The sequence below is a fragment of the Nocardiopsis sp. TRM 82005 genome (assembly GCF_056312425.1).
The window spans coordinates 21,356-45,834 of record NZ_JBWDTQ010000023.1 but is presented as its reverse complement, the minus strand read 5'-3'; the positions used below and the strand labels follow the sequence as shown (position 1 = coordinate 45,834).

The 24,479-nt window shown below is 73.1% G+C and carries 8 protein-coding genes; all 8 read left to right on the top strand.

The window, feature by feature from the left end:
* Positions 1–936 precede the first annotated feature (936 nt).
* The 8 genes from AC0T5L_RS18690 to AC0T5L_RS18655 all read left to right on the top strand — a co-directional run bounded on the left by AC0T5L_RS18690 (position 937) and on the right by AC0T5L_RS18655 (position 24,374).
* Complete coding sequence (locus AC0T5L_RS18690; RefSeq protein ID WP_476166730.1) at positions 937–3,399, top strand: sensor histidine kinase; 2,463 nt, start codon at positions 937–939, stop codon at positions 3,397–3,399.
* 100 nt (positions 3,400–3,499) lie between these two features.
* Positions 3,500–3,925, top strand: a complete 426-nt coding sequence (locus AC0T5L_RS18685; RefSeq protein ID WP_073702711.1) for a roadblock/LC7 domain-containing protein — start codon at positions 3,500–3,502, stop codon at positions 3,923–3,925.
* Positions 3,926–3,970: 45 nt separating this feature from the next.
* Positions 3,971–4,330, top strand: coding sequence for a DUF742 domain-containing protein (locus AC0T5L_RS18680; protein WP_013151545.1), 360 nt, complete (start codon positions 3,971–3,973; stop codon positions 4,328–4,330).
* A 22-nt stretch (positions 4,331–4,352) separates the two neighbouring features.
* Positions 4,353–4,910, top strand: coding sequence for a GTP-binding protein (locus tag AC0T5L_RS18675; RefSeq protein WP_476166729.1), 558 nt, complete (start codon positions 4,353–4,355; stop codon positions 4,908–4,910).
* 62 nt (positions 4,911–4,972) lie between these two features.
* The gene (locus tag AC0T5L_RS18670) at positions 4,973–6,229 is read left to right on the top strand and encodes a styrene monooxygenase/indole monooxygenase family protein (RefSeq protein ID WP_476166728.1); all 1,257 of its coding nucleotides are present in this window, start codon (positions 4,973–4,975) and stop codon (positions 6,227–6,229) included.
* A 409-nt stretch (positions 6,230–6,638) separates the two neighbouring features.
* A complete protein-coding gene (locus AC0T5L_RS18665) occupies positions 6,639–14,759 on the top strand; it encodes an SDR family NAD(P)-dependent oxidoreductase (protein WP_476166727.1) in 8,121 nt (2,706 codons plus the stop codon).
* Positions 14,746–18,093, top strand: a complete 3,348-nt coding sequence (locus AC0T5L_RS18660) for a type I polyketide synthase (RefSeq protein ID WP_476166726.1) — start codon at positions 14,746–14,748, stop codon at positions 18,091–18,093. The genes AC0T5L_RS18665 and AC0T5L_RS18660 overlap by 14 nt, the downstream gene beginning before the upstream one ends.
* 20 nt (positions 18,094–18,113) lie before the next feature.
* Positions 18,114–24,374 carry a type I polyketide synthase gene (locus AC0T5L_RS18655; RefSeq protein WP_476166725.1) on the top strand — a complete coding sequence of 2,087 codons (6,261 nt, stop codon included), beginning with the start codon at positions 18,114–18,116 and terminating at the stop codon, positions 24,372–24,374.
* Positions 24,375–24,479: the final 105 nt, after the last annotated feature.

The window sequence follows — 24,479 nt, the reverse complement described above, 5'->3', positions numbered from 1 at the left end:
GCGGCGGAGAACGGGAGGGCGAGTAGCCGATCGAAGAGCCGTGGCCCCGCGCCCCGCGGCCTCGCGCCTTGCGTGCGGCGGGCCCGCGACCCCCGCGGGTGTACGTGCGCCCTCCCGGGCCGAACCCCGTACGGGAGAGGGGCGGGCTCGGTCGCGGGCGTCCGACCCGGGCCGCGTGTGACGAGACGTATGTGACAAGAATCGTGGAGTCGGGTGGTCCAGGGGCGGGGCGAGCCGCTGGGGCCGGGGCGGTGCGTAGCCACCTGGATGGTGTTCTCACTGGTCACGGTGTGTTTCGGGTGGAGCTGGGCCGGGGGCGCGGGGTGCTGGTCGACTGGTTGTTGACATCAGGCCGAAAACAGACAAGACTCCATAAATCTCACAAAAGACTCCAGGGCGCGGTGTCTCCGTGACGGTGTCTGCGCACGTCAGAGGGGTGTGCCCGGGTGCTTTTCCGATGCTTCCCCGATTCGTCTGCCAAGTCCGCCGTCCTTTGTTAGTCTGACGAACCGAACGACGGTTCTCGGTGGAAGTACAGGAATTGTGCGGGGCATGGGTGCTTGTCACCGGATGAGTGCCATGTCCGTCTGGTCCCCGCCCACGCGGGGGCGCACCGCTCCCGTCGAGGCGTTCCCCCGGCGTACGGGGCTCACGGCTGCCACGGGCCCCGCCGCGGTTCCCGAGGCAGCCGCCTCCCAGGTCAGGGCGGTGGTGCGGGACCACCGCCGATCCGCCCACCTGCATACGAGGAGACGAATTGTGGCAGAGGCGCCGTCGCCGCGAGACAGCCCCGCTCCCCGCCCTCGCGGGGACGGGCCGAGACCATTGGCGGAGGACGGGCAAGGAGCCAGACGAGAGGGCAGGTTCCGCAGGGCCATTTCCCGCATGATCCGGGCCCAGGAACCCCTCTCACCGGAGACCGAGCAAGGAAATCCCGTGCATCATCCCGTGCATCCGCACTCTCAGGACCCCGGCCGTACCTCGGACCGGGAAGGCGGCCAGCACACGGCCGGGGACGCTCCCGAGGCCAGTGCCACGGAACGCGGTGGTGACCCCGTCCCGCCCGCCACCGGGCCCTTCTCCGGCTCCGCCGAGAACGGGTACCGCCCCGCCGCGAGGACGAGCGTTCCCAACCCCTACACCACCCGGCGGGTGAACGTCGACGACGTCGACACCGGGGCGACCCCGGTCAGCCAGTGGCGCGGTGTCGGCCTCGACGAGCCCGAACCGCGCCCCCCGCACATCCCCGCCACCACGGACGCCATGACTGACATCTCTTCCTCGACGGAGCGCACGGAGCGGCCAGAGGCCCCCGCGGCGCACACACAACCGTTCGCGTCGGCCCCCGACCCCGAACCCTCGCAGCCCCAGGCGCAGCGGCCCGAACCCCCGCAATCCCAGGGGCAGTACCCCCAGGGGCCGGAGGCGTCCGCCGGCGCTCAGCAGGCCGCTCCTCAACAGGCCGCGCCCCAGCAGCCCGGGACCCAGCAGGCCCCGGGCGGCGCGCCCCAGGGCGGGCAAGCGCACCAGCAGCCCCCGCAGGCAGCCGCGTGGAGCGGGTACGAGCCCGCGCCCCAGCCCTACCAGGTGCCCGGAGAGCGCCCCGCCGCGCCCGCGCCCCCGCCCGTCCAGGGGCAGCACGGGTACGCCCCGCAGCCGGGTCCCGGCCCGGCCGGCCACGACCCCTACGCGGCGTACGGCGGCCCCTACCAGCAGGCCCCGGGCCCGCAGTACGGCAACCCCTACGAGCCGCGCTGGCAGGACCAGCATCACCCCTACCAGGCACCGCCGCACCCGCCGCAGGCGCCCCGCCCCGAGGGGTACGCGCCCGCGCCACCGCAGCACGGCGGCTACGCCCACCACCCGCAGGGCCAGCCCGCTCCGTACCCCCCGCCGCACGCCGCTTACCCGGCGCCGTACCCGCCCCAGCCCATGGTCGCCTACCAGAACGCCTATCCGGCGCCCTTCCAGCCCCCCGGCTACGTTTTCCAGGGGCAACCGGTCTTCTACCCGGGCCAGTACAACCCCTACGGGCAGCCCGTTCAGCACGTCATCGTGCTCACCGCCGGGCAGCAGCCGAAGGTGGTCAGCGCCGAGTCGGCCAGCATGCTGTTCGCCGAGCACGCCGAGTCGGCCAGGTCGGAGGACGCGCGCGAGGGCCGGGCCCTGACCCGGGCCGAGCCCGAGGAGGAGGCCGAGCCCGAGAAGGAGGGGGAGGCCGAGAAGGAGGGGGAGTCCGAGAAGGCCGCCGACCCCGGGGAGGAGTTCGCCGAGGCCCAAGCCGCCACGGAGGAGCCCGCGGCCGTCGAGGCCGAGGAGGCCCCACGGCCCGCGCCCCCCGAGGAGAAGGGCGCCCTCCTTCACGAGGCCCTCGCGGGCCTGGCCATGCGCGACCTGTCGCTCGTGGACGCTCTGCTGGAGATGGTCGAGGACCTGGAGACCGACGCACAGGACCCCGACCTGCTCGACAAGCTCTTCCAGATCGACAACTTCGCGACCCGTATGCGGCGCAACGGGGAAAACTTCCTGGTGCTCACAGGACACGACGGCGGCGAGTCCGACGCCCACGACGAAATCGTCCCCCTGCTCGACGTGGCACGCGCCGCCACCTCCGAGATCAAGGACTACCCCAGGGTCCGGATGGGCAAGATCCCCCAGAGCTCCATCACCGGTATGGCGGCTGACGACATCAGCCACCTGCTCGCCGAGCTTCTGGACAACGCCACCGCCAACTCGCCCGAGCACTCCCAGGTCGTGATCAGCGCTCAGGAGCTGGACGACGGGCGGCTCATGCTCATCGTCGAGGACGAGGGCGTGGGTATCCCCGAGGGCCAGCTCGCCGAGCTCAACCAACGCCTGAGCGGCGAGCCGGCCCTGGACGACGAGGTGCCCCGCCACATGGGTCTCTACGTCGCCAGCCGGATCGCCAGGAGGCACGGGCTGGAGACCAGGCTCGAATCCCGCTCCTTCCGAGGGGTGAACGCCTACACGATCGTTCCCAAGGAGCTGCTGCGCGTGGCCACTCCTCGAACTCCCGGACAGGCCCGCACGTCAACCGTCCCGGGGACCGCCCCGGTCACCTCGGCCCCGTCCGCCCCGACGCCTCCCCGGCCCGCCCAGGGAGCCAACGGTTCGGCCAAGCCGCCCGCGGGCGGTAACTCCTCGGTCACCTCCGCTGGCCTGCCCCGGCGCAGCGCCACCCCGCACGGCTCACCCCTGCGAACGATGCCGCACCCCGGCAAGGGAGCGGACAATCCGCCCAAGAGCCGCGAGGACACCCCGCCCAAGCTGAGAGGCGAGGCCAGAGCGGAGCAGATCCGCGACGAGCTCGGCGACTTCTTCGACGGGGAACGCGAGGCGCGCGAGGGCACCGACGAGCCGGGGGACGACCAGAAGTGACGGCTCATCCGATCCCGCTCGCGGGTACCCCCTCACGGGTGCCCCCGTATCCCCAACCTCAGCGAACACCACACTCAGCCCAGGCAGGTAAGGCACAGCGATGACTGAATCCGTGAACGACAGTGTTGAGAACTTCTCCTGGCTCATCGACCGGTTCGTCCGTGACGTGCGAGGTGTCGAGCACGCCGTCGTGGTCTCCTCCGACGGCCTGGTCCTGACCCACTCCAGCGACTTCCCCGAGGAGCACGCCGAGCAGCTCGCGGCCATCGCCAGCGGCCTGCACAGCCTGGCCGTCGGCGGTGCCAGCCTCTTCCAGCGGGGCGAGTGCGAACAGCTCCTCGTCCGCTTCAACCACGGGCATCTGTTCATCATGGCGATCAGCGACGGTTCCTGCATGGCGGTCCTCACCGCCCCCGGCACCGAGCTCAAGATCGTCGGATTCCAGATGACCAAGCTCGTGGAGAACGTCGCCCACGTGCTCACGCCGCAGTTGCGTTCGCAGCTGCGCGAGGTCATCCAGAACTGACGACGGTGACCGTAACCGTTCGGGAGGAATGAGGTTGCCTCGGCTATGAGCTTCCGCAGGCGAAGGAGTAACCGTGTGCGCCCGTTCACCTTCACAGGTGGACGGACGCGCTCACGGCATCCGCTGATGGTGCAGACCCTGGTCTCGACGTCCGAGCCCGGGCAGGAGCCTCCTGGCACCCTCATGCCGGAGTCAATCAGTATCTACAAGCTGTGCCGGGAGACCCGGTCGCTGGCCGAGGTCTCGGCCGAGTTGAACATCCCCCTGGGCGTCACCCAGGTCCTGGTCAGTGACCTGGCTGAACAGGACCTGGTGTACATCCACCCGACCATCACCGGCAGCAGTCCATCGGAAAACCAGGTTCTGGAGAGGGCTCTTCGTGGTCTCGAACGACTTTTCCAGTGACAACAGGTCGAATCGCAAGAAGATGTCGAGCAAGATCGTTATCGCTGGCGGCTTCGGTGCCGGCAAGACGACCTTGGTGCGCTCGGTGTCGGAGATTCCACCGGTCACGACAGAGGCGATCATGACCGAGGCCAGCATCGGTCATGACGACAACTCGATCACACCCGACAAGACGACCACCACCGTCGCGATGGACTTCGGTCGCATCACCGTCGACGACGAGCTGGTCATGTACATGTTCGGCACACCGGGCCAGGCGCGTTTCTGGTTCATGTGGGACGATCTGGTCCGGGGCGCCGTGGGTGCCGTCGTGGTCGTCGACTGCCGAAGGCTCGCGGACTCCTTCGACGCCGTCGACTACTTCGAGACGAACAAACGCATCCCCTACATCGTGGCGTTGAACAAGTTCGAGGGCCATCTCGACTACACCTCCGAGCAGGTCCGCGAGGCGTTGGAGGTCAGTCCGGAGGTACCGATCATCGACTTCGACGCCCGGAACCGCCTGTCCGGGGGTGAAGTGCTCAAGACGCTGCTCAAGTACGCGTTGGAGCACAACCGCGCCAGCGAGCCCGTCGCCTGACGGACGGGGAGCCCCTCAGCCCTCCCCACCGCCCCGCAGATTCCCCAGGAAAGTTAGCGACAATGCGCAAGATCCTTATCGTCGGCGCGGGTCACGCCGGCCTGCACCTGGCTCACGGTCTCCTGACCCATGGCTACGACGTCACGGTGATCACGGGGCAGTCCTCGCTGGAGATCCGGACGGGCAAGTGCTCGGTGGCCCAGTTCACCTTTCCCACCGCCCTGGAGTACGAGCGCGAGTTCGACCTCGACTTCTGGAGTGCGCTGGCTCCGCAGATCCGGGAACAGAAGCTCTTCATGTACACGGCGGATGGAAACACGAGCGCCCTGCAGGGAAGCTCGCACCCGGGCAACGGCTACTCGGTCTCGGTCGACCGCCGGGTGAAGATGGCCGACTGGCTGGAGTTCTTCGAGGACCGGGGCGGCAAGGTGGTGATCCACGGGGTCACCGTCACCGACCTGGACTACTTCTCCCGGATGTTCGACCTGGTCATCGTCGCCGTCGGCCACGGCGAGCTGGGGCAGCTCTTCGACGACGACACCAGCCGCTTCAGCGGGGCCAGGCCCAGGGCCCTCGCCCAGGCGCACGTCTACGACGTGTGGCCCGACCCCGAGGCCGACGACAACATCAGCTGGGCGGCCACGGCCCAGACCGCCGGCAACCTGATGCTCATGCCGATGCTGGCGCAGGACGGGCCCTGCCACAATCTCCTGCTCGTGGACCGCAAGGGCGGGCCCATGGACGCCTGGCCGGACCGGCCGCGGCCGGAGGAGCAGCTGCGCCGGATGAAGGATCTGCTGAGGCGGCACGCGCCTCACGCCTTCGAGCGGATCAAGGACGCCGAACTCGTCGACGGTAGGAGCACGCTGGTCGAGGAGCTCACCCCGCAGGTCCGCAACCCCGTGGGCAGGCTGCCCGGCGGGGGACGCGTCCTGGGCATGGCCGACGTGGTCGTCACGATGGACCCCTACACCGGGGAGACCTGGAACAACTCCACCCGGTGCGCGCAGGCCTACCTGGAGGCCATCATCGAACACGGGGACCGGACCTTCGACGAGGAGTTCCTGGTCGCCGCCTTCGATCGGTTCTGGAAATTCGGTCAGGACAATCAGATGTGGGCGGAGTTCGTCTCCACACTCTGGGACCATGATCTACCGCCCCATGTCGGTGCGGTGATGGGTGCCGCGGCGCGGTACCGAGAGATCGCCGATCGATGGGTCCAGTCGTGGGACAACCCCTCCGAGTTCAAGGACTGGCTGTTCGACCCGGAGGTCGCGATGAAGTACGTCGAGGACGTCAAGGCCAGGAACGGCGGCTAGAGGTCCAGCGTCGGCTCTACGGCAGTGGCCCGGTGCCCCCTCGGGGCGCCGGGCCCTTTGTGTTCCGCCCTCCGTTGCGTGCGAGTTAATACCCCATCTGATTGCGCAGATGGCATGTCCGAAAAAGCTGAGTTCGTTGTCAGCGGTTGTGAACAACCGTTACTCTCCTTCAGGTTGGTGCCTGTTAGTCCCTATTGGTTCGTTGTGCGTGAGGTAAGTCATTTCTTGCCCCCCTTGACGAACGTTCGCGGGCGTGGGATTCACCTGTCACATCGAAACCGCCCCTGGCGTGGTCGGGAAATACGAGTCGCGTGCACCTGCACGGGCACCGGATGCCGATCGGCCGAAAGTAACCGGACGGCTCGGGGCGCGGAACGAGCAGGGCAGGCGAGAGTGAAAGGCAGCGATCGTGAGCGGCAGATCAGTCGGAGCCCCAGCCCACGGCCCTTGGGAGCCCATCGCCATCGTCGGACTCTCCTGTCGGCTTCCCGGTGCGCGCACACCCGAGGCCTTCTGGCGTCTACTGTGCGAGGGGCGCGAAGCCATCTCCCCGCCGCCCGACCGTCTGGGCGAGCCGCCCGCCGAGCGGGGCAGCGCCTGGGGCGGCTACCTCGACAACGCGGAGGACTTCGACGCCGCCTTCTTCGGGATCTCCCCGCGTGAGGCACTGGCGATGGACCCCCAGCAGCGTCTGATGCTCGAACTGAGCTGGGAGGCGGTGGAGAGTTCCCGCACGGCGCCCGGCACGCTGCGCGGCCTGCGGATGGGCGTGTTCACCGGAGCCATCGGCTCCGACTACGCGCTCCTGCACGACCGGGGCGGCCCCGAGGCGATCACCCACCACACGCTCACCGGCACGCACCGGAGCATGATCGCCAACCGGGTCTCCCACGCCCTGGGGCTGGTCGGTCCCAGCCTGACCGTCGACGCCGGGCAGTCCTCCGCACTGGTCGGCGTCCAGCTGGCGGTGGAGAGCCTGCGCCGGGGCGACTCCGACCTCGCGCTGGCGGGCGGTGTCAACCTCATCCTGGTCCCCGAGAGCACGGAGAACGTCGCGAAGTTCGGCGGGCTCTCCCCGGACGCGCGCTGCTACACCTTCGACTCCCGCGCCAACGGCTACGTCCGCGGTGAGGGCGGCGCCGTGGTCGTCCTCAAACCGCTCAGCCGGGCCCTGGCCGACGGTGACCGCGTCCACGCGGTGGTCCACGGCGGCGCCGTGAACCACTCCGGCGAGGGCGAGTTCCTCACCCGCCCCACCGTGAACGGGCAGGAGAGCGCGGTCCGCGCCGCCTACGCCGACGCGGGCAAGGACCCCGGCCAGGTCGCCTACGTGGAGCTGCACGGTACAGGCACCCCCGCGGGCGACCCCGTGGAGGCCGCGGCCCTGGGAGGCGTCTTCGGCCCGGGCCGCGAGGAGCCGCTGCGGGTGGGCTCGGCCAAGACCAACGTCGGGCACCTGGAGGGCGCGGCGGGCATCGTGGGCCTGATCAAGGCGGTGCTCAGCCTGGACCACCAGCAGATACCGCCCACCCTGAACTTCGCCGAGCCCAACTCCGGTATCGACCTCGACGGGCTGGGGCTGTCGGTGCAGACCCGGCGTGAGCCCTGGCCCGTGCACACCCCGCTGGCGGGGGTGTCCTCCTTCGGCATGGGCGGTACCAACTGCCACCTGGTGCTGGGCCCCGCCCCCGTGCCCGACCGCACCGCCTCCAAGCCGGTGACCAAGCGCTCCCTGGACCCGGTGCCATGGGTGCTGTCCGCCCGCTCCCCCGGGGCCCTGCGCGCCCAGGCGTCCGCTCTGCACGCCTACGTCTCCTCACGCCCCGGCATCAGGGCGCACGACGTGGGACTGTCCCTCGCCACCACCCGCGACGTGATGGAGCACCGCGCGGTGGTCCTCGCCCCCGGTGACGACAGCGCCCGCGAACTGGAGTCGGTCCGCCTGGAGAGCGGAACCGGTCCCGACATCGGGGGCCCCGGCCCCGTCCTGGTCTTCCCCGGACAGGGCGGCCAGTGGGTGGGGATGGGCCGCGACCTGCTCGACGGCGAGGGCATGCTGGCCGAGGCCTTCACCAGGCGGCTGCGCGAATGCGAACGGGCCCTGGAGCCCCACACGGACTGGTCGGTCTCCGCCGTGCTGCGCGGCGATCCCCAGGCCCCCCCGCTGGCGGGCGAGGGCTCGCGGGTGGACGTGGTCCAGCCGGTGCTGTGGGCGGTCATGGTCTCACTGGCGGGTGTGTGGGAGGCACTGGGAGTGCGCCCCTCCGCGGTGGTCGGACACTCGCAGGGCGAGCTGGCGGCGGCGTGCGTGGCCGGGGCGCTGCCCCTGGAGGAGGCGGCCCGCGTCGTGGCGCTGCGCAGCCGGGCGCTGACCACGCTGGCGGGCAGCGGCGGCATGGCCTCGCTGGGTGTCTCGGCCCAGGAGGCCGGGGAGCTCGCGGCGGCCATCCCCGACCTGCACGTGGCCGCCGTCAACGGGCCGGAGGCCGTGGTGGTCTCCGGCAACCAGCGTTCGGTGCGCGAGGCCGTGGAGCGCTGCGTGGACCGGGGCCTGCACGGCGCCCTGGTGGACGTGGACTACGCCTCGCACTCAGCGCACGTGGAGCACATCCGCGACCTGATCGCCGGGGCTCTGGGCGAGGTGACCTGGCACGCCCCGCACATCCCCTTCTACTCCACCCTCACCGGCACGCCGCTGGACGAGGACGGCCCCGCCCTGGACGCCGGGTACTGGTACGAGGCGTTGCGCAACCCGGTCCTGTTCGCCCCCGCGATCGACGCGCTCATCGCCGACGGCCGGCGCGTCTTCATCGAGGTCGGCCCGCACCCGGTGCTCTCCTACGGGGTGCGGCGCTCGCTGGAGGCGGCGGACGTGCCCGGCCACGTGCTGAAGACCCTGCGCCGTGGAGAGGGAGACCAGGCCCAGCTGCTGATGGCGGCGGCGCGTGCCTTCACCACCGGCGTGGACATCGACTGGCCGGTGCTGTTCGAGGGCACCGGTGCGCGCCGTACCGACCTGCCCACCTACCAGTTCCAGCGCGAGCGCTACTGGCCCGACCACCTGGCGGTGCGCCGGAGCCCCGTGACCGGGGAGGACGGGCGACCGTCGGCCGAACCGGCCCCGGACGAGAGGGAGGTACGGGAGCACACCACGCCGGTGCTGGAGTTGGTGTGTGAGCGCACCGCGCGCGTTCTGGACCGCGATGCGCTCGATCCAGGCGACGCGAACAGGGCTTTCCGCGACCTGGGCTTCGACTCCATCATGTTGCTCGAACTACGTGACGGACTGGGGAGACAGACCGGGGTCCGCCTGGAGGACACCGTCCTGTTCGAGGCGCCTACCCCGGTCGAGCTGGCCGCGTTCCTGACCTCGGAGCTGGGCAGCGACGAGGTCGTCACGGCCGGGGAGCCGTCCCGGCCCGCCCCCGCGTCCAAGGCGGCGGCACCGCCTCGGCCCGCCTCCACCTCCGTGGCGGTACCGGCCCGGCGCCCCGACGAGAACGACCCCATCGCCATCACCGCGATGGCCTGCCGCCTGCCGGGCGGCGCATCCTCGCCCGAGCAGCTGTGGCGCCTGGTCGAGGAGGGCGTGGACGCCACGGGCGATCTACCCGAGAACCGGTTCTGGGACCTGGACGCGCTCTACGACCCCGAGCCGGGCACCCCCGGGCGCACCTACGCCCGCAGGGGCGGCTTCCTGCACGACGCCGACCTCTTCGACGCCGAGTTCTTCGGGATCTCCCCGCGAGAGGCCGACGCCATGGACCCCCAGCAGCGGCTCCTGCTGGAGACCTCCTGGGAGGCGGTCCACCGGGCCGGGCTGTCCACCGAGGGCCTGCGCGGTGAGCGGGTGGGCGTCTTCGTCGGGGCCATGCCCAGCGACTACGGCCCCCGTCTGGCCGACCCCGTGCGCGGAAACGACGGCGGATACCGGCTCACCGGCTCCACGCTGAGCGTGGTCTCGGGCCGCATCGCCTACGTGCTGGGGCTGAGCGGCCCGGCCCTGACCATCGACACCGCCTGCTCCTCCTCCCTGGTCGCGATCCACCAGGCCGCGGAGGCGATCCGCCGGGGCGAGTGCGCAATGGCGCTGGCCGGGGGAGCGACCGTCATGGCCTCGCCCGGCATGCTCCTGGAGTTCGCCGCCCAGCGCGGGCTGTCCGCCGACGGGCGTTGCAAGGCCTTCGGCGACGGTGCCGACGGCACCGGCTGGTCCGAGGGCGCCGGTGTCCTGCTCCTGGAACGCGCCTCCCAGGCCCGACGAGCCGGACGTCCGGTCCTGGCGCTGCTCAAGGGCGGCGCGGTCAACTCCGACGGTGCCAGCAACGGGCTCACCGCCCCCAACCCGCAGGCGCAGCAGCAGGTGATCGAGAGCGCCCTGGTCTCCGCCGGCCTGGAACCGGGCGAGGTGGATGCGGTGGAGGCGCATGGGACCGGCACACGGCTCGGCGACCCCATCGAGGCCAAGGCACTCATCTCGGTCTACGGCCGGGGCCGGGCCGAAGGAGACGAGCCGCTGCGCCTGGGCTCGCTCAAGTCCAACATCGGCCACGCCCAGGCGGCCGCCGGGGTGGCCGGGGTGATCAAGACCGTGCAGGCCCTGCGCCACGGTCGACTGCCCCGGACCCTGCACGCCGACACCCCCACCACACGGGTGGACTGGGACGGCGCGGGGGTGCGCCTGCTCACCGAGGACGAGGCCTGGCCCGACACCGGCCGCCCCAGGCGAGCCGCGGTGTCCTCCTTCGGTATCAGCGGTACCAACGCCCACCTGGTACTGGAAGGGGTCGTCGACGAGGGTTCACCGGTCAGCATGGTCGATCTGCCCTTCCGCCGCCGCAGGCACTGGGTGGAGCCCGCCGCGGCGGAGGCCGAGCCCGTCCCGGCGGTCGCGAGGCTGCTGGACGAGGCGGGCCTGGAACTGGTCGACGGCAGCACGGTGTTCAGCGGCCGGGTCCGCGACACCGACCACCGCTGGGTGCGCGACCACCGCCTGTTGGGCCGGACCGTCCTGCCCGGGACGGCGCTGGCCGAGCTGGTCCTGCACGCCGGGGCGCGCACCGGCGTCCCCGCGGTGGCCGACCTGACCCTGGAGCGGCCCCTGGTGCTGGCCCGGAACAAGGAGACCTCCGTGCAGGTGGCCGTCGCCGCGCCCGACGCGGTCGGGCGGCGCGCGGTGAGCGTGCACTCGCGTGGCCAGGGCGCGGGGGAGTGGACCCGGCACGCCTCCGGTGCGCTGGAACCCGACACCGGTCAGGACGTGGTGTTCACCGAGGCCTGGCCGCCTCGGGAGGCCGCTCCGGTGCCCTTCGACCCCGGCGCGGACTACGCGCGGCTGGTGCGGCGCGGCTATGCCTACGGACCCGTCTTCCGAGGGCTGCGGTCGGTGTGGCTGCGGGGAGGCGAGACCCTGCTGGCCACGGTCGCCCTGCCTGAGGGACACGTTCCCGGGGCCTTCCAGGGCCCGCACCCGGCGCTGCTCGACGCCGCCCTGCACGCCGCGTTGCTGTTCGGCGCCCAGAGCGGTGAGGCCCCCCTGGTCCCGTTCGCCTGGAGCGGTATGCGCGTCCCGGTACGCGAGGCCCCGCCGCCCACCGAGCTGCGGGTGCTCCTGGAACCGCTCGGCGCCGACCGCCACCGCCTCACCGCCTTCGACGAGCGGGGACGACTGGTGGCGGGTGTGGACGAGCTGGCCCTGCGGCCGATCGACACCGAGGCCCTGCCGCCGTCCCCCGAGGAGGAGCCCGGGCTCTACCGGGTGCGCTGGGACCGGGTGGAGGAGTCCGCCCCCGCGGCGGAGATCCCCAGCGGACTGGCATCGCTGGACTCCCTCGGCCCCGACGACCCCGTCCCCGAGATCGTCTACTCCGAACTGTCCCCGCACGAGGTCTACGCCGACCCCGACCCGGTGCCCTCGGCGGTGTACGGAGGGCTGCGCTCGGTCCTGGACACCGTGCGCGGGTGGCTGTCCGAAGACCGGTTCGCGCACTCCCGCCTGGCCCTGGTGACGTGGCGCTCCATGTCCACATCGCCGGAGGACCGGCTCGGCGGCCCGGCGGCCTCCCCGGTGTGGGGCCTGATGCGCTCGGCCCAGCGCGAGCACCCCGACCGGTTCGTGCTCGTCGACTCCGACGGCTCGGAGGACTCCCACCGCGTGTTGTCCGCGGCCGTGGAGCTGGGCGAGCCCCAGGTGGCCCTGCGCTCGGGCCGCGTCCTGGTGCCGCGTCTGGTTCCGGCGCACGGGGAGGACACCCCCGTGCCGCCCGCCCCCGCCTGGCGGATGGATGTCAGCGCACCGGACGGTCCGGCACTGTCCGCCGTCCCCGGGGCGTCGGCCCCGCTGGGCGCCCACGAGGTGCGGATCGCCGTGCGCGCCGCAGGCACGGCCCCCTCCGACACGCCCTCTGGCCCGACCGGGGTCGTGCCCGGCCTCGACGGGCAGAGCACGGCCTCCCCGGGCGATGACGTCCAGGGCTCGGGCGTGGTCCTGGAGACCGGCGCCGAGGTGGACGACCTCGCCCCCGGGGACCGTGTCACCGGCCTGTTCGACGGTGCCTTCGCGACACAGGCCGTCACCGACCGGCGCAGGATCGCCCGCGTACCCGCGGGGTGGACCTTCGAGGAGGCCGCCGCCGTTCCGTTCCCCGCTCTGACGGCCTACCACGCCCTGGTCGACCTGGCGGCGGTGCGGCCCGGTGAGAGCGTCCTGGTGCACGCCGCCGCGCACGGAGCGGGGCCGGTGGCCGTCCAGCTCGCCCGCCACATGGGCGCCAAGGTCTTCGCCACCGCCGAAGCGCGCCAGCAGCCGCTGCTGAGGGAGTTGGGAGTGGCCGAGGAACACCTGGTCTCCGCTCGGGAACCCGGGTTCGGAGCCGCCCTGCGCGCCGCCAACGGCGGCAGGGGCATGGACGTGGTCCTCGACCCGCTCACCGGAGAGGACACCGACGCCCTGATGGGCCTGCTCACCGCTCCCTCCGACGGCGGGGGCGTGGGCGGGCGCCTCGTGGTGATGACCGGAACCGGTTCGCGCGGGGGACCGGACGGCCCCGCCGCCGATCACCCCGGACGCGGCTACGAGTCCTTCCGGCTGCTGGACGTGGGCTCCGAACGGATCGGGCAGATGCTCGACCGCGTCATGGAACTGTTCGGATCCGGCACCCTCAGCCCGCTCCCGCTGGACGTCCACGACCTGCGCGACGCGCGGGGGGCCCTCGCCGCCCCGCGGCGGGCCGCGTTCGAAGCCACCGTCCTGACGGTCCCGGCACCCTTCCCCCAGGACGGCACCGTCCTGATCACCGGAGGCACCGGAACCCTGGGCCACCAGGTGGCCCGCCACCTGGTCACCGGATACGGGGTGCGCCACCTGACCCTGATCAGCCGCAGCGGTGCCGCCGCACGCGGCCAGGACGAGCGCACCGCCGAGCTACGGCGACTGGGCGCGGACGTGGAGGTCCACTCCTGCGACGCGGCCGACCGCGACGCCCTGGCCCGCCTGCTCGACTCCCTGCCGGCCGACCGGCCCCTGCGCGGGGTCGTCCACACCGCGGGCGTCCTCAGCGACGCCACCGTGCTGTCCCTGGGAGACGAGCAGCTGGAGGAGGTACTGCGGCCCAAGGTGGACGCCGCCTGGAACCTGCATGAGCTGACCGCCACCTCGGACCTGGGCGCGTTCGTCCTGTTCTCCTCGGTCACGGGCACCCTGGGCAGCCCCGGACAGGCCAACTACGCCGCCGCCAACGTCTTCTGCGACGTGTTGGCCCGCTTGCGCCGTGAACGCGGGCTGCCCGCCCTGTCCCTGGCCTGGGGCCTGTGGGAGGAGGCCAGCGGTATGACCGCCCACCTGGACGGGGGCGACCTCGGGGCCCTGGGCCGCGCCGGACTGCTGCCGATGCCCCTCGACCGCGCTCTGGCCAAGCTCGACGCCGCCCTCTACCTGGGGGAGGAGGCTCTCGTCCCCGCCCTGCTCAACCTGGACGACGGGCTCGACCTGCCGATCCTGCGCGAGCTCACCGGCGGGGAGGGCGGCGACGGCACGGGCGGCGGAGCGGACACGGCCGGGGAACCGCCGCTGTCGGCCCACAGCCTGTCCGAGCTGGCCCCGGCCGAACGCGAGCGGACGCTGCTCACCGAGGTACGCGAGCGCACCGCGCTCGTCCTGGCCCGGGAGGACTCGGGCGAGGGGGTCCCGGCCGACCGGCCCTTCCGCGAGCTGGGACTGGACTCCCTGACAGGGGTCGAGCTGCGCAACCGGCTGGGTGCCGCCACCGGCCTGCGCCTGCCCGCGACCGCGGTGTTCGACCACCCCACCCCGCGCGCCCTGGCCCGGCTCCTGGAGGAACTGCTGTTCCCGTCCTCGGCGGCCGAGCCGGAACACCACGGGGACACGTCACCGACCGTGGACACGGAACCGGCCGCGGCCACGCAGAACAGCATCGACGACATGGACGTGGAGGACCTCCTGCACCTGGCCCTGAGCCAGGACGGGGCCGCGTCAGACGGTGAACAGGAGACGGCCGATGGCCACCGATAGCGCCCAGAACACCAAGCTCGTCACCGCTCTGCGCTCCGCGCTCAAGGAGAACGAGCGCCTGCGCAGCCGCAACCAGGAGTTGGACCGCGGGGCCGACCCCGTCGCCATCGTGGGAATGGGGTGCAGGCTTCCCGGCGGCGCGGACTCACCCGAGGCGCTGTGGGAGCTGGTGGAGCGGGGAACCGACGCGGTCGGGCCCTTCCCCGACGACCGCGGCTGGGACCTGGACGCCGTACTGGGCGGCCCCGCGCCCCTGTCCGCCATGGCCCAGGGCGGCTTCCTGGAGGGTGCCGCCGACTTCGACGCCGCGTTCTTCGGCGTCTCCCCGAAGGAGGCCGCCGCCATGGACCCCCAGCAGCGGCTGCTGCTGGAGGTCACCTGGGAGGCCCTCGAACGCGCCGGGATCGATCCCTCGGGCCTGGCCGGCACGCCCACCGGCGTCTACGTCGGGATGATGGCCACCGAGTACGGTCCCCGGCTGTCCGAGGCGCCCGAGGAGGGGCACCTGCTCACCGGGACCATGCCCAGCGTGGCCTCGGGCCGTATCGCCTACACCCTGGGGCTCTCCGGCCCCGCGCTGACCGTCGACACCGCCTGTTCCTCCTCCCTGGTCGCCCTGCACCTGGCGGCGCGGGCCCTACGCGAGCGGGAGTGCTCCCTGGCGCTGGTCAGCGGCGCCACGGTCATGGGCACCCCGGGCGTACTCGCCGAGTTCACCCGCAAGCAGGGGCTGTCCGCCGACGGCCGTTGCCGTGCCTTCGGTGCGGGCGCCGACGGCACCGGGTTCGCCGAGGGCGCGGGCGCGCTGGTCCTGGAGCGCCTCTCCGACGCCCGGCGCAACGGGCACCGCGTGCTCGCCCTGGTACGGGGCAGCGCGGTCAACCAGGACGGGGCCTCCAACGGGCTCACCGCGCCCAACGGCCCCGCCCAGGTGAGGGTGATCCGGGCCGCGCTGCACGACGCCGGGATCTCCCCGGACGAGGTCGACGCGGTCGAGGCGCACGGCACGGGGACCGCCCTGGGCGACCCCATCGAGGCCCAGGCGCTCATCGAGGCCTACGGCAGTGCGCGCAAGCACCCGCTGCTGGTGGGCTCGCTCAAGTCCAACATCGGCCACGCCCAGGCAGCCGCCGGGGTGGCCGGGGTGGTCAAGTCGGTGCAGTCCCTGGAGCACGGGACCGTCGCGCCCACCCTCCACGCGGAAGAGCCCTCCCACCACGTGGACTGGGACGACGACGCGGTCCGCATCGCCTCCCAGGCCGCTCCGCTGCCCCCGGTGGACCGCCCCGCCCGAATGGCGGTGTCCTCCTTCGGGATCAGCGGGACCAACGCCCACATCATCCTGGAGGAGCCGCCCGAGGAGACGGCCTCCGCCGAGGAGGCCGAAGGGCCCGAGGCGAAGGACGAGACCTCCGCGCCGGCCCCGGAGGCACTGCCGTTCGTGCTCTCGGCGCGCGGTGCGGACGCCCTGCGGGAGCAGGCCGTGCGTTTGCGCGTGCATCTGTCCGCGACGCCGGGGACCACCGGCTCACTGGCCGCCACGGCACACTCCCTGGCCACCACCCGTGCCCGGCTGGAGGACCGCGCCGTCGTCCTGGCCTCCGACACCGACGGCCTCATCGACGCCCTGGACGCCCTGGCCGAGGGGCGCCCCGACCCCCGCCTGGTGCGCGGACGCGCGCACACGAGCGGCTCCATCGCGTTCGTCTTCTCCGGGCAGGGCTCCCAGCGCCTGGGTATGGGACGCGACCTGTACCGGACCTATCCCGCCTTCGCCCGGGCACTGGACGAGGCGGCCGACGCGCTCGACCGTCACCTTCCGCGCCCGCTGCGCTCGGTGATGTGGGCCGAGGAGGGCACTCCCGAGGCGGCCCTGCTCGACCAGACCCTCTACACCCAGGCCGGGGTGTTCGCGGTCGAGGCGGCCGCGGTGCGGCTGCTGGAGTCCCTGGGCGTGGTGCCCGACCACGTCATCGGCCACTCCATCGGCGAGCTGGCCGCCGCGCACACGGCGGGCGTGTTCACGCTCGACGACGCCGCCGCCCTGGTCGCCGCTCGCGGTGCGCTCATGCAGGACCTGCCCGAGGGCGGAGCTATGGTCGCGGTGCAGGCCCAGGAGGACGAGGCCCGCCAGGCGGTCGCCCGCTCCGGCGGACAGGTCTCCGTCGCGGCCGTCAACGCGCCCGACGGCGTCGTGCTCTCCGGAGACGAGGCGGCCGTGACCGCCCTGGCCGACCACTTCGCCGGACAGGGCCGCCGCACCAAGCGCCTCCCGGTCTCCCGGGCCTTCCACTCCCCGCTGATGGACCCCATGCTCGGGGCTTTCTCCCGGTCGGCCGAGCGGGTCTCCTACCACCGGCCCGCCCTGCCCCTGGTGTCCAACCTGACCGGCACCAGGGCGGGGGAGGAGATCCGTGAGTCCGGCTACTGGGTGCGGCACGTACGCGAGGCGGTCCGCTTCGCCGACGGCGTCGCCCACCTGCGCGGGGCCGGGGTCACCGAGTTCGTGGAGATCGGACCCGGCGGTGTGCTCAGCTCCATGGTGCAGGCCTGCCTGGCCGACCGGGGCGGTGCGGAGGTGACCGCCCTGCTCGGCGGGGGACGCGCCGAGCCGCACGAGCTCACCGCGGGGCTGGCCGCCCTGCACGCCCGCGGCGCGCACGTGGACTGGAACGCCTGCCTGCCGCCCAATCCCGGGACGGTCACTCTGCCCACCTACGCCTTCCAGCGCGAGCGCTACTGGTTGAACCCGCCCGTAGGGGGGCGCGTCGTGGTGGAGGCCGGGTCGGCCGTCCCGGCGGCCGAACAGCCCGCCCCGGCGTTCGCCGCGCGCGCCGACCTCGCCGCGCTGGAGGGCCGCGAGCGCGCCGAGGCCCTGCTGGACCTGGTGCGTCAGGAGGCGGCCGTCCTGCTCGGCCACGCCTCGATGCGCGACGTGCCCACCGACCAGGGCTTCCTGGAGATAGGTCTGGACTCCCTGGGCGCGGTCCGCCTCGGCACGCGGCTCAGCACCGCGATCGGCCTGGAGGTCTCGGCCGCCACCGTGTTCGACCACCCCGGGCCCCGGGCCCTGGCCGACCACCTCAGCGCCGAACTCGCACCCGAAGCCGCTGACTCCGACGGCCCCCGGGGCCCGGAGGACGAGGATCGGGTCCGCGCCGCGCTCGCACGGATCCCCGTGGAGCGACTGCGCTCCGCCGGGCTGCTGGAGGCCCTGCTCGACCTGGACGAGGGCGGGGCGGCCGACACCGCCGAGGAGAAGACCCCCGCTGACGAGGACGTGGACGCCATGGACGTCGACGACCTCATGCGCATGGTGTACGGCCGAGACTGAAGAGCGATCGAGGGACACTAATGCAGAACCCAGCCGACGGCCGCCCGGACGAACGGGTGGTCCAGGCGCTGCGCGCCTCCGTCAAGGACAACGAGCGACTGCGCGAGGAGAACAGGCGCCTGTCGGACGCCGCCGCCGAACCGATCGCGATCACCGCGATGAGCTGCCGCTACCCCGGTGGCGTCCAGACCCCCGAACAGCTGTGGGACCTGCTGGTCTCCGAGCGCAACACCGCCTCGGCCTTCCCCGAGGACCGCGGGTGGGACCTGGACGGGCTCTTCGACGACGATCCCGACCAGCCCGGCCGCAGCTACACGCGCACGGCCTCCTTCCTGGACGATCCAGCCGGGTTCGACGCCGCCTTCTTCGGGATCTCCCCCAAGGAGGCCCAGACCATGGAACCCCAGCAGCGGCTGCTGCTGGAGTGCGCGTGGGAGGCCGTCGAACGCTCCGGTACCGACCCCACCGAGCTACGTGGCACCCGCACCGGCGTGTTCGCCGGGGTGGTCGCCGCCGCCTACGGTCCGCGTGCCGTGGACACCGCCGACGGCAGTGAGGGCCACCTGGTCACCGGTACCGCCGCCAGCGTCGCCGCGGGACGCATCTCCTACACCCTGGGCCTGGAGGGGCCGGCGGTCAGTTACGACACCGCGTGCTCCTCATCCCTCACCGCGCTGCACGGAGCCATGGGAGCCCTGCGCCGAGGCGAGTGCGAGCGCGCCCTGGTCGGCGGGGTCAGCGTGGTCACCGACCCCGCCGTGTTCGCCGGGCTCAGCGGCCAGCGCGCGCTCTCCCCGGACGGACGCAGCAAGGCCTTCGACGCCAGCGCCGACGGCACCGGCTGGAGCGAGGGCTGCGGCATGCTGCTGGTGGAGCGGCTCTCCGACGCCCGCCGCCACGGCCGCCCCGTCCTGGCGCTGGTGCGCGGTGTGGCCGTGAACCAGGATGGTGCCAGCAGCGGCCTCACCGCGCCCAACGGCTCGGCCCAGCGCAGGGTCATCCAGCAGGCGCTGGAGGCCGCCGGGGCCACCGCCGACCAGGTCGACGTGGTCGAGGCGCACGGTACCGGTACCGCCCTGGGCGACCCGATCGAGGCCGAGGCCGTCATCGCCACCTACGGCCGGGCGCACACGCCGGACGACCCGCTGCGCCTGGGCTCGCTCAAGTCCAACATCGGCCACACGGTCGCCGCCGCCGGGGTCTCCGGCGTCATCAAGATGGTGCTGGCGCTGCGTAACGAGACGCTGCCGCGCACCCTGAACCTGACCGAGCCCACACCCAAGGTGAACTGGTCGGCCGGGACCGTCGCCCCCCTCGTGGCGGCCCTGCCCTGGCCGAACAGGCAGGACCGACCCCGCATGGCCGCCGTGTCCTCCTTCGGGATGAGCGGCACCAACGCCCACGCCGTGTTGGAGGAGGCTCCCCCGGAGGAGCCGCCCACCGGACGGGACGACGCCGTGCCCCCGGCGGCCAGCGATCTCCTGCCCTGGCCCGTCTCGGGCCGCGGCAAAGACGCGCTCGCCGCCCAGGCCGCCCGGCTCGCCGACCACGTCGACGCCCGCCCCGACCTGTCACCCGCGGACGTCGGGCACACCCTGGCCACCGCACGCACCGACCTGCCCGACCGCGCGGTGGTCCTGGCCTCCGAGGCCGGCGGCTTCCGCGACGCCCTCCGTGCCCTGGCCGAGGGCCGTGACACCGACGCCGTCGTGCGCGGGCGCGTGCGCGAGCAGGCCAAGACCGCCCTGGTCTTCCCGGGGCAGGGATCGCAGTGGGCCGGCATGGCCGTCTCCCTCCTGGACACCGTCCCCGAGTTCGCCGAGCGCATCGATCAGTGCCAGAAGGCGTTCGCGCCCCACGTGGACTGGACGTTGACCTCCGTGCTGCGAGGGGAGCCCGGAGCACCCGACCTGAACCGCATCGACGTGCTCCAACCGGTGCTGTTCGCCGTGATGGTCGCCCTGGCCGACCTGTGGCAGGCCCACGGCCTGCGGCCCTCGGCGGTCGTCGGCCACTCCCAGGGTGAGGTCGCCGCCGCGTACGTGGCCGGGGCCCTCAGCCTGGAGGACGCCGCGCTCATCATCACCACCCGCAGCCGCCTGTTCACCTCCCTGGTCGGCCGGGGCTCCATGGCCACCCTGGCGCTCTCCCCCGACGAGGCCGCCAAGCGCATCGAGCCCTGGAAGGGACAGGTCTCCGTCGCCGTCGTCAACGGCCCCAACAGCGTGGTCGTGGCCGGAGACAAGCAGGCCGTGGCCGAGGTGGCCGACGTCTGTGAGGCCGAAGGCGTCAAGACGCGCCGCGTCGTGGACGGCGTCGCCGGACACACGTTCCACGTGGAGGGGATGCGCGAGGACCTGCTCGCCGCGCTCGCCGGCATCCGGCCCGGCCCCGCCCGCGTCCCGCTCTACTCCACCGTCACCGGTGAGCGCATCGACGGCACCGCCCTGGACGCCGAGTACTGGTACCGGAACCTGCGCCGGACCGTGCTCTTCGAACCGGCCGTGCGCGCCCTGCACGACGCCGGGTTCTCCGCCTTCGTCGAGGTCAGCAGCCACCCCGTGACCGCTTACGGTGTCCAGCAGACGCTGGACGCGGCCGGGGACGAGGGCAGCGCCGTCCTGCACACCCTGCGCAAGCAGGAGGGCGACTACGAGCACTTCCTCACCGCGCTGGCCCGGGCCCACGTGAGCGGCGTGGCCGTGGACTGGACGCGTGTCCACGCCCCCCACAGGCCCCGGACGGTGGACCTGCCCACCTACGCCTTCCAGCGCGACCGGTACTGGCTGGCCCCCAACCGGGCCTCGGACGTGCTCGGCTCGGGAGCCGACCCGGCCGGACACCCGCTGCTGGGCGCCGCCGTGGACCTGCCCGACGAGGGCGGCCACCTGTTCACCGGACAGCTGTCCCTGCGCACCTTCCCCTGGCTCGCCGACCACGCCGTGGGTGACACGGTCGTCCTGCCCGGCGCCGCCCACCTGGACCTGGTCATGCACGCCGCCGAGCACGTGGGCCGGCCGCAGGTCCGCGACCTGACCCTGCGCGCACCCCTGATCCTGCGCTCCGGCACCGACACCCGTGTCCAGGTCGCGGTGTCCGGCCCCGACGGCTCCGGCCAGCACACCGTCCGGGTGCACGCACGTCCCGCCGACCAGAACGACGGCTGGACGCTGCACGCCGAGGGCGTCATCGGACCCGACACCGCTTCCCCCGCCCCGGCCGGGGCCGTGCCGCCGTCCGGCGCCGAGCCGGTCCCCGTCGACGGCTTCTACTCCGGCCTGGCCCGCGACGGCTACGGCTACGGACCCGCCTTCCAGGGGCTGCGCGCGGCCTGGCGCGACGGCGAGGACGTGTGGGCCGAGGTGCGGCTGCCCGACGGCCACCGCGAGGACGCCGCCGCCTTCGGCGTGCACCCCGCCCTGCTGGACGCCGCCCTGCACTCCATCGCCCTGACCGCGCCGAGAGAGAGCGGCCGGGTGCGACTGCCCTTCACCTGGACGGGGGTGCGCCTGCACGCCGCGGGGGCCGGTGCCCTGCGCGTACACGCCAGCCCCGTCGGCCCCGACGAGTACGCGCTGACCATGACCGACCCGGACGGGAACCCCGTCCTCACCGCCGAGGCCCTGGCCGTGCGCCCCGTCGACGCAGCGAGCATGGCGGAGGAGGCGAACCGGGCCCTGCCCAAGGAGCTGTACGCCCTGGAGTGGCCCGCCCTGGACCTGGCGGACGCCGCCGCGGCCCCCGCCCTGGCCGTCCTGGGCCCCGACACCACCGGCCTGACCGAGGCACTCGCCCGTACCGGCGCCGTGGTGCACCCCGTCACCGGCCTCGAAGACCTGCGTGAACTGCCCGGAGAGCTCACCGTCCTGGCACCCTTCGCCGCCGCGACACCCGGGGCCGGCACCGCGCGGGTGGAGGCGGCGAAGGAGACACCCGCGGCCTCGGGATCCGACGTGCCCGAGGCCATGGCAGCCGGACTGCGCCGGGCACTGGCCCTGCTCCAGGAGTGGACCGACGACGATGCCACGGCCGACCACCGGCTCGTCTTCGTCACCCGGGGCGCGGTCGCGGTGAACTCCGGGGAGGACGTCACCGATCTGGTCCACGCCCCGCTGTGGGGCATGCTGCGGTCGGCCCAGACCGAGCAGCCCGACCGGTTCGCCCTCGTGGACCTGGACGGATCCGACGCCGCCGCGGCCGCGCTCACGCGCGCCCTGGCCCGCGACGAACCGCAGGTCGCGCTACGCGGCGCGACCGCGCACGTTCCCCGCTTCGCCAGAGCCGAGCTCCCCGACGAGCCCCTCCCCACGGACCTGGGCGGCGGCACCGTCCTGGTCACCGGCGCCACGGGTGCGCTCGGTTCCGCTTTCGTCCGCCGCCTGGTCGAGCGCCATGGCGCCCGCGACCTGCTGCTGCTCAGCCGTAGGGGCGGCGGCGCCCCCGGCGCGGCGGCCCTCGCCGAGGAGCTGACCGCCCTGGGCGCGCGGGTCTCCTTCGCCGCGTGCGACGTGTCCGACGCCGACGCCCTGGCCGCCGTCATCGACGCGGTGCCCGCCGAGAGCCCCCTGCGGGCCGTGGCGCACATCGCCGGGGGCCTCGACGACGGCGTGCTGACAGCGCTCACCCCCGAGCGCATGGACACGGTCATGCGTCCCAAGGCCGATGCCGCCCACCACCTGCACCGGCTGACCGAGCACCTGGACCTGGCCGCGTTCGTGCTCTTCTCCTCGGCCGCGGGTGTGCTGGGCAGCCCCGGCCAGGCCAACTACGCGGCGGCCAACTCCTTCCTCGACGCCCTGGCACACCACCGGCGCTCCCGCGGCCTGGCAGCCCAGTCGCTGTCCTGGGGCATGTGGGGGGCGCGCGGTGAGATCGTCTCCCACCTGGAGGACACCGACATCTCGCGTCTGCGCCGTCTGGGCATGGCCCGGGTGCTGACGCAGGAGGAGGGGCTGGACCTGCTGGACTCCGCCCTGGCCTGCGGCGCGCCCCACCTGGTGCCGCTGCCGCTGGACCTGAACGGCCTGCGCGCCCGCGCCGCCCGCACCGGCCAGCTGCCGCCGCTGTTTCGCGCACTGGTCCGGCTGCCCCGGCGCCGGGCCTCGGCCGGGGGCGGGGCCGGCGGTTCCGGGATGTCCGCCGCCCTGGCGGCCAGCACCGGTGAGGAGCGTGAGCGCCTCCTGCTGGAACTGGTGGGCACGCGCGCCATGGAGGTGCTGGGCCGCCCCGAGGCCGAGGAGATCGACCCCGACCAGGACTTCCTGGAGATGGGCATGGACTCACTGACCGCCGTCGAGCTGCGCAACGAGCTGCGGGCGGCGACGGGGCTGCGGCTGGCCGCGTCGGTGGTGCTGGCGCATTCCACCCCCGCCCGGTTGGCCCGCCATCTGGCCGCCGAGCTCCCCGAGCCCGGGGCCGCGCCCGGCGCGGCCCCGGTCCCGACCGAGGCCGATCCCCTGGAGGGCGCGGTACCGCTGTTCCGCGAGTCGTGCCGCCGGGGCCGGATCTCGGAGGGCATCCGCATGGTCCAGGCGGCCTCCCATCTGCGCCCGTCCTTCACCGGGCTGGACGACTTCGGTCCGCTACCCCGCCCGGTCACCATCGCCCGGGGACCGGTGCGCCCCCGGCTCGTGTGCCTGCCGTCGCTGGTCATGGTCTCGGGCATGCAGGAGTACGCCCGCTTCGGCGCGGCCTTCCAGGACCGGCGTGAGGTGGTGGTCCTGCCTCAGCCCGGGTTCACCTCCGGCGACCCGCTGCCGCGGACCCTGGAGTCGGCGGTGGACGTGCAGGCCGAGGCCGTGCGCGAGGTGGTCGGTGACGAACCGTACGTGCTGGTCAGCCGCTCCTCCGGCGGCTGGGTGACGCACAGTGTCACCTCCCTCATGGAGGCCGAGGGGAGGGCACCCGAGGCGGTGGTCCTGATGGACACGCCCATGCCGGACGACCAGACCGCGTTCCCGATCATCCAGGCCGGTGTGCTGGAGCGCGAGACCCAGTTCGGGCTGATGGACAGTACCCGTGTCACCGCGATGGGCCGCTACATCCAGCTGTACGAGGACTGGACACCCGCACCCACCGCCGTGCCGACCCTGGCCGTGCGCCCGGGTCGGCAGATGGCCGACGGGGAGGGGAGGCCGATCGGCGGGGAGCACTGGCGGTTCGACTGGCCGCTGCCGCACGAGGCCGTGGACGTGGGCGGCGACCACATCACCATGCTGGAGGAGCACGGTGTGGACACCGCCCTGACCGTGCACGCCTGGCTGGAGGAGCTGGTGCCGTAATCGGAGAGGGAACCTCACACGTCACACCGGCAACGTCTGCGGCCAGCACACCGGTGCTAGTTACGGTGACCACACGCTGGCCCGCCGGGTCCCGGTGGCGACATG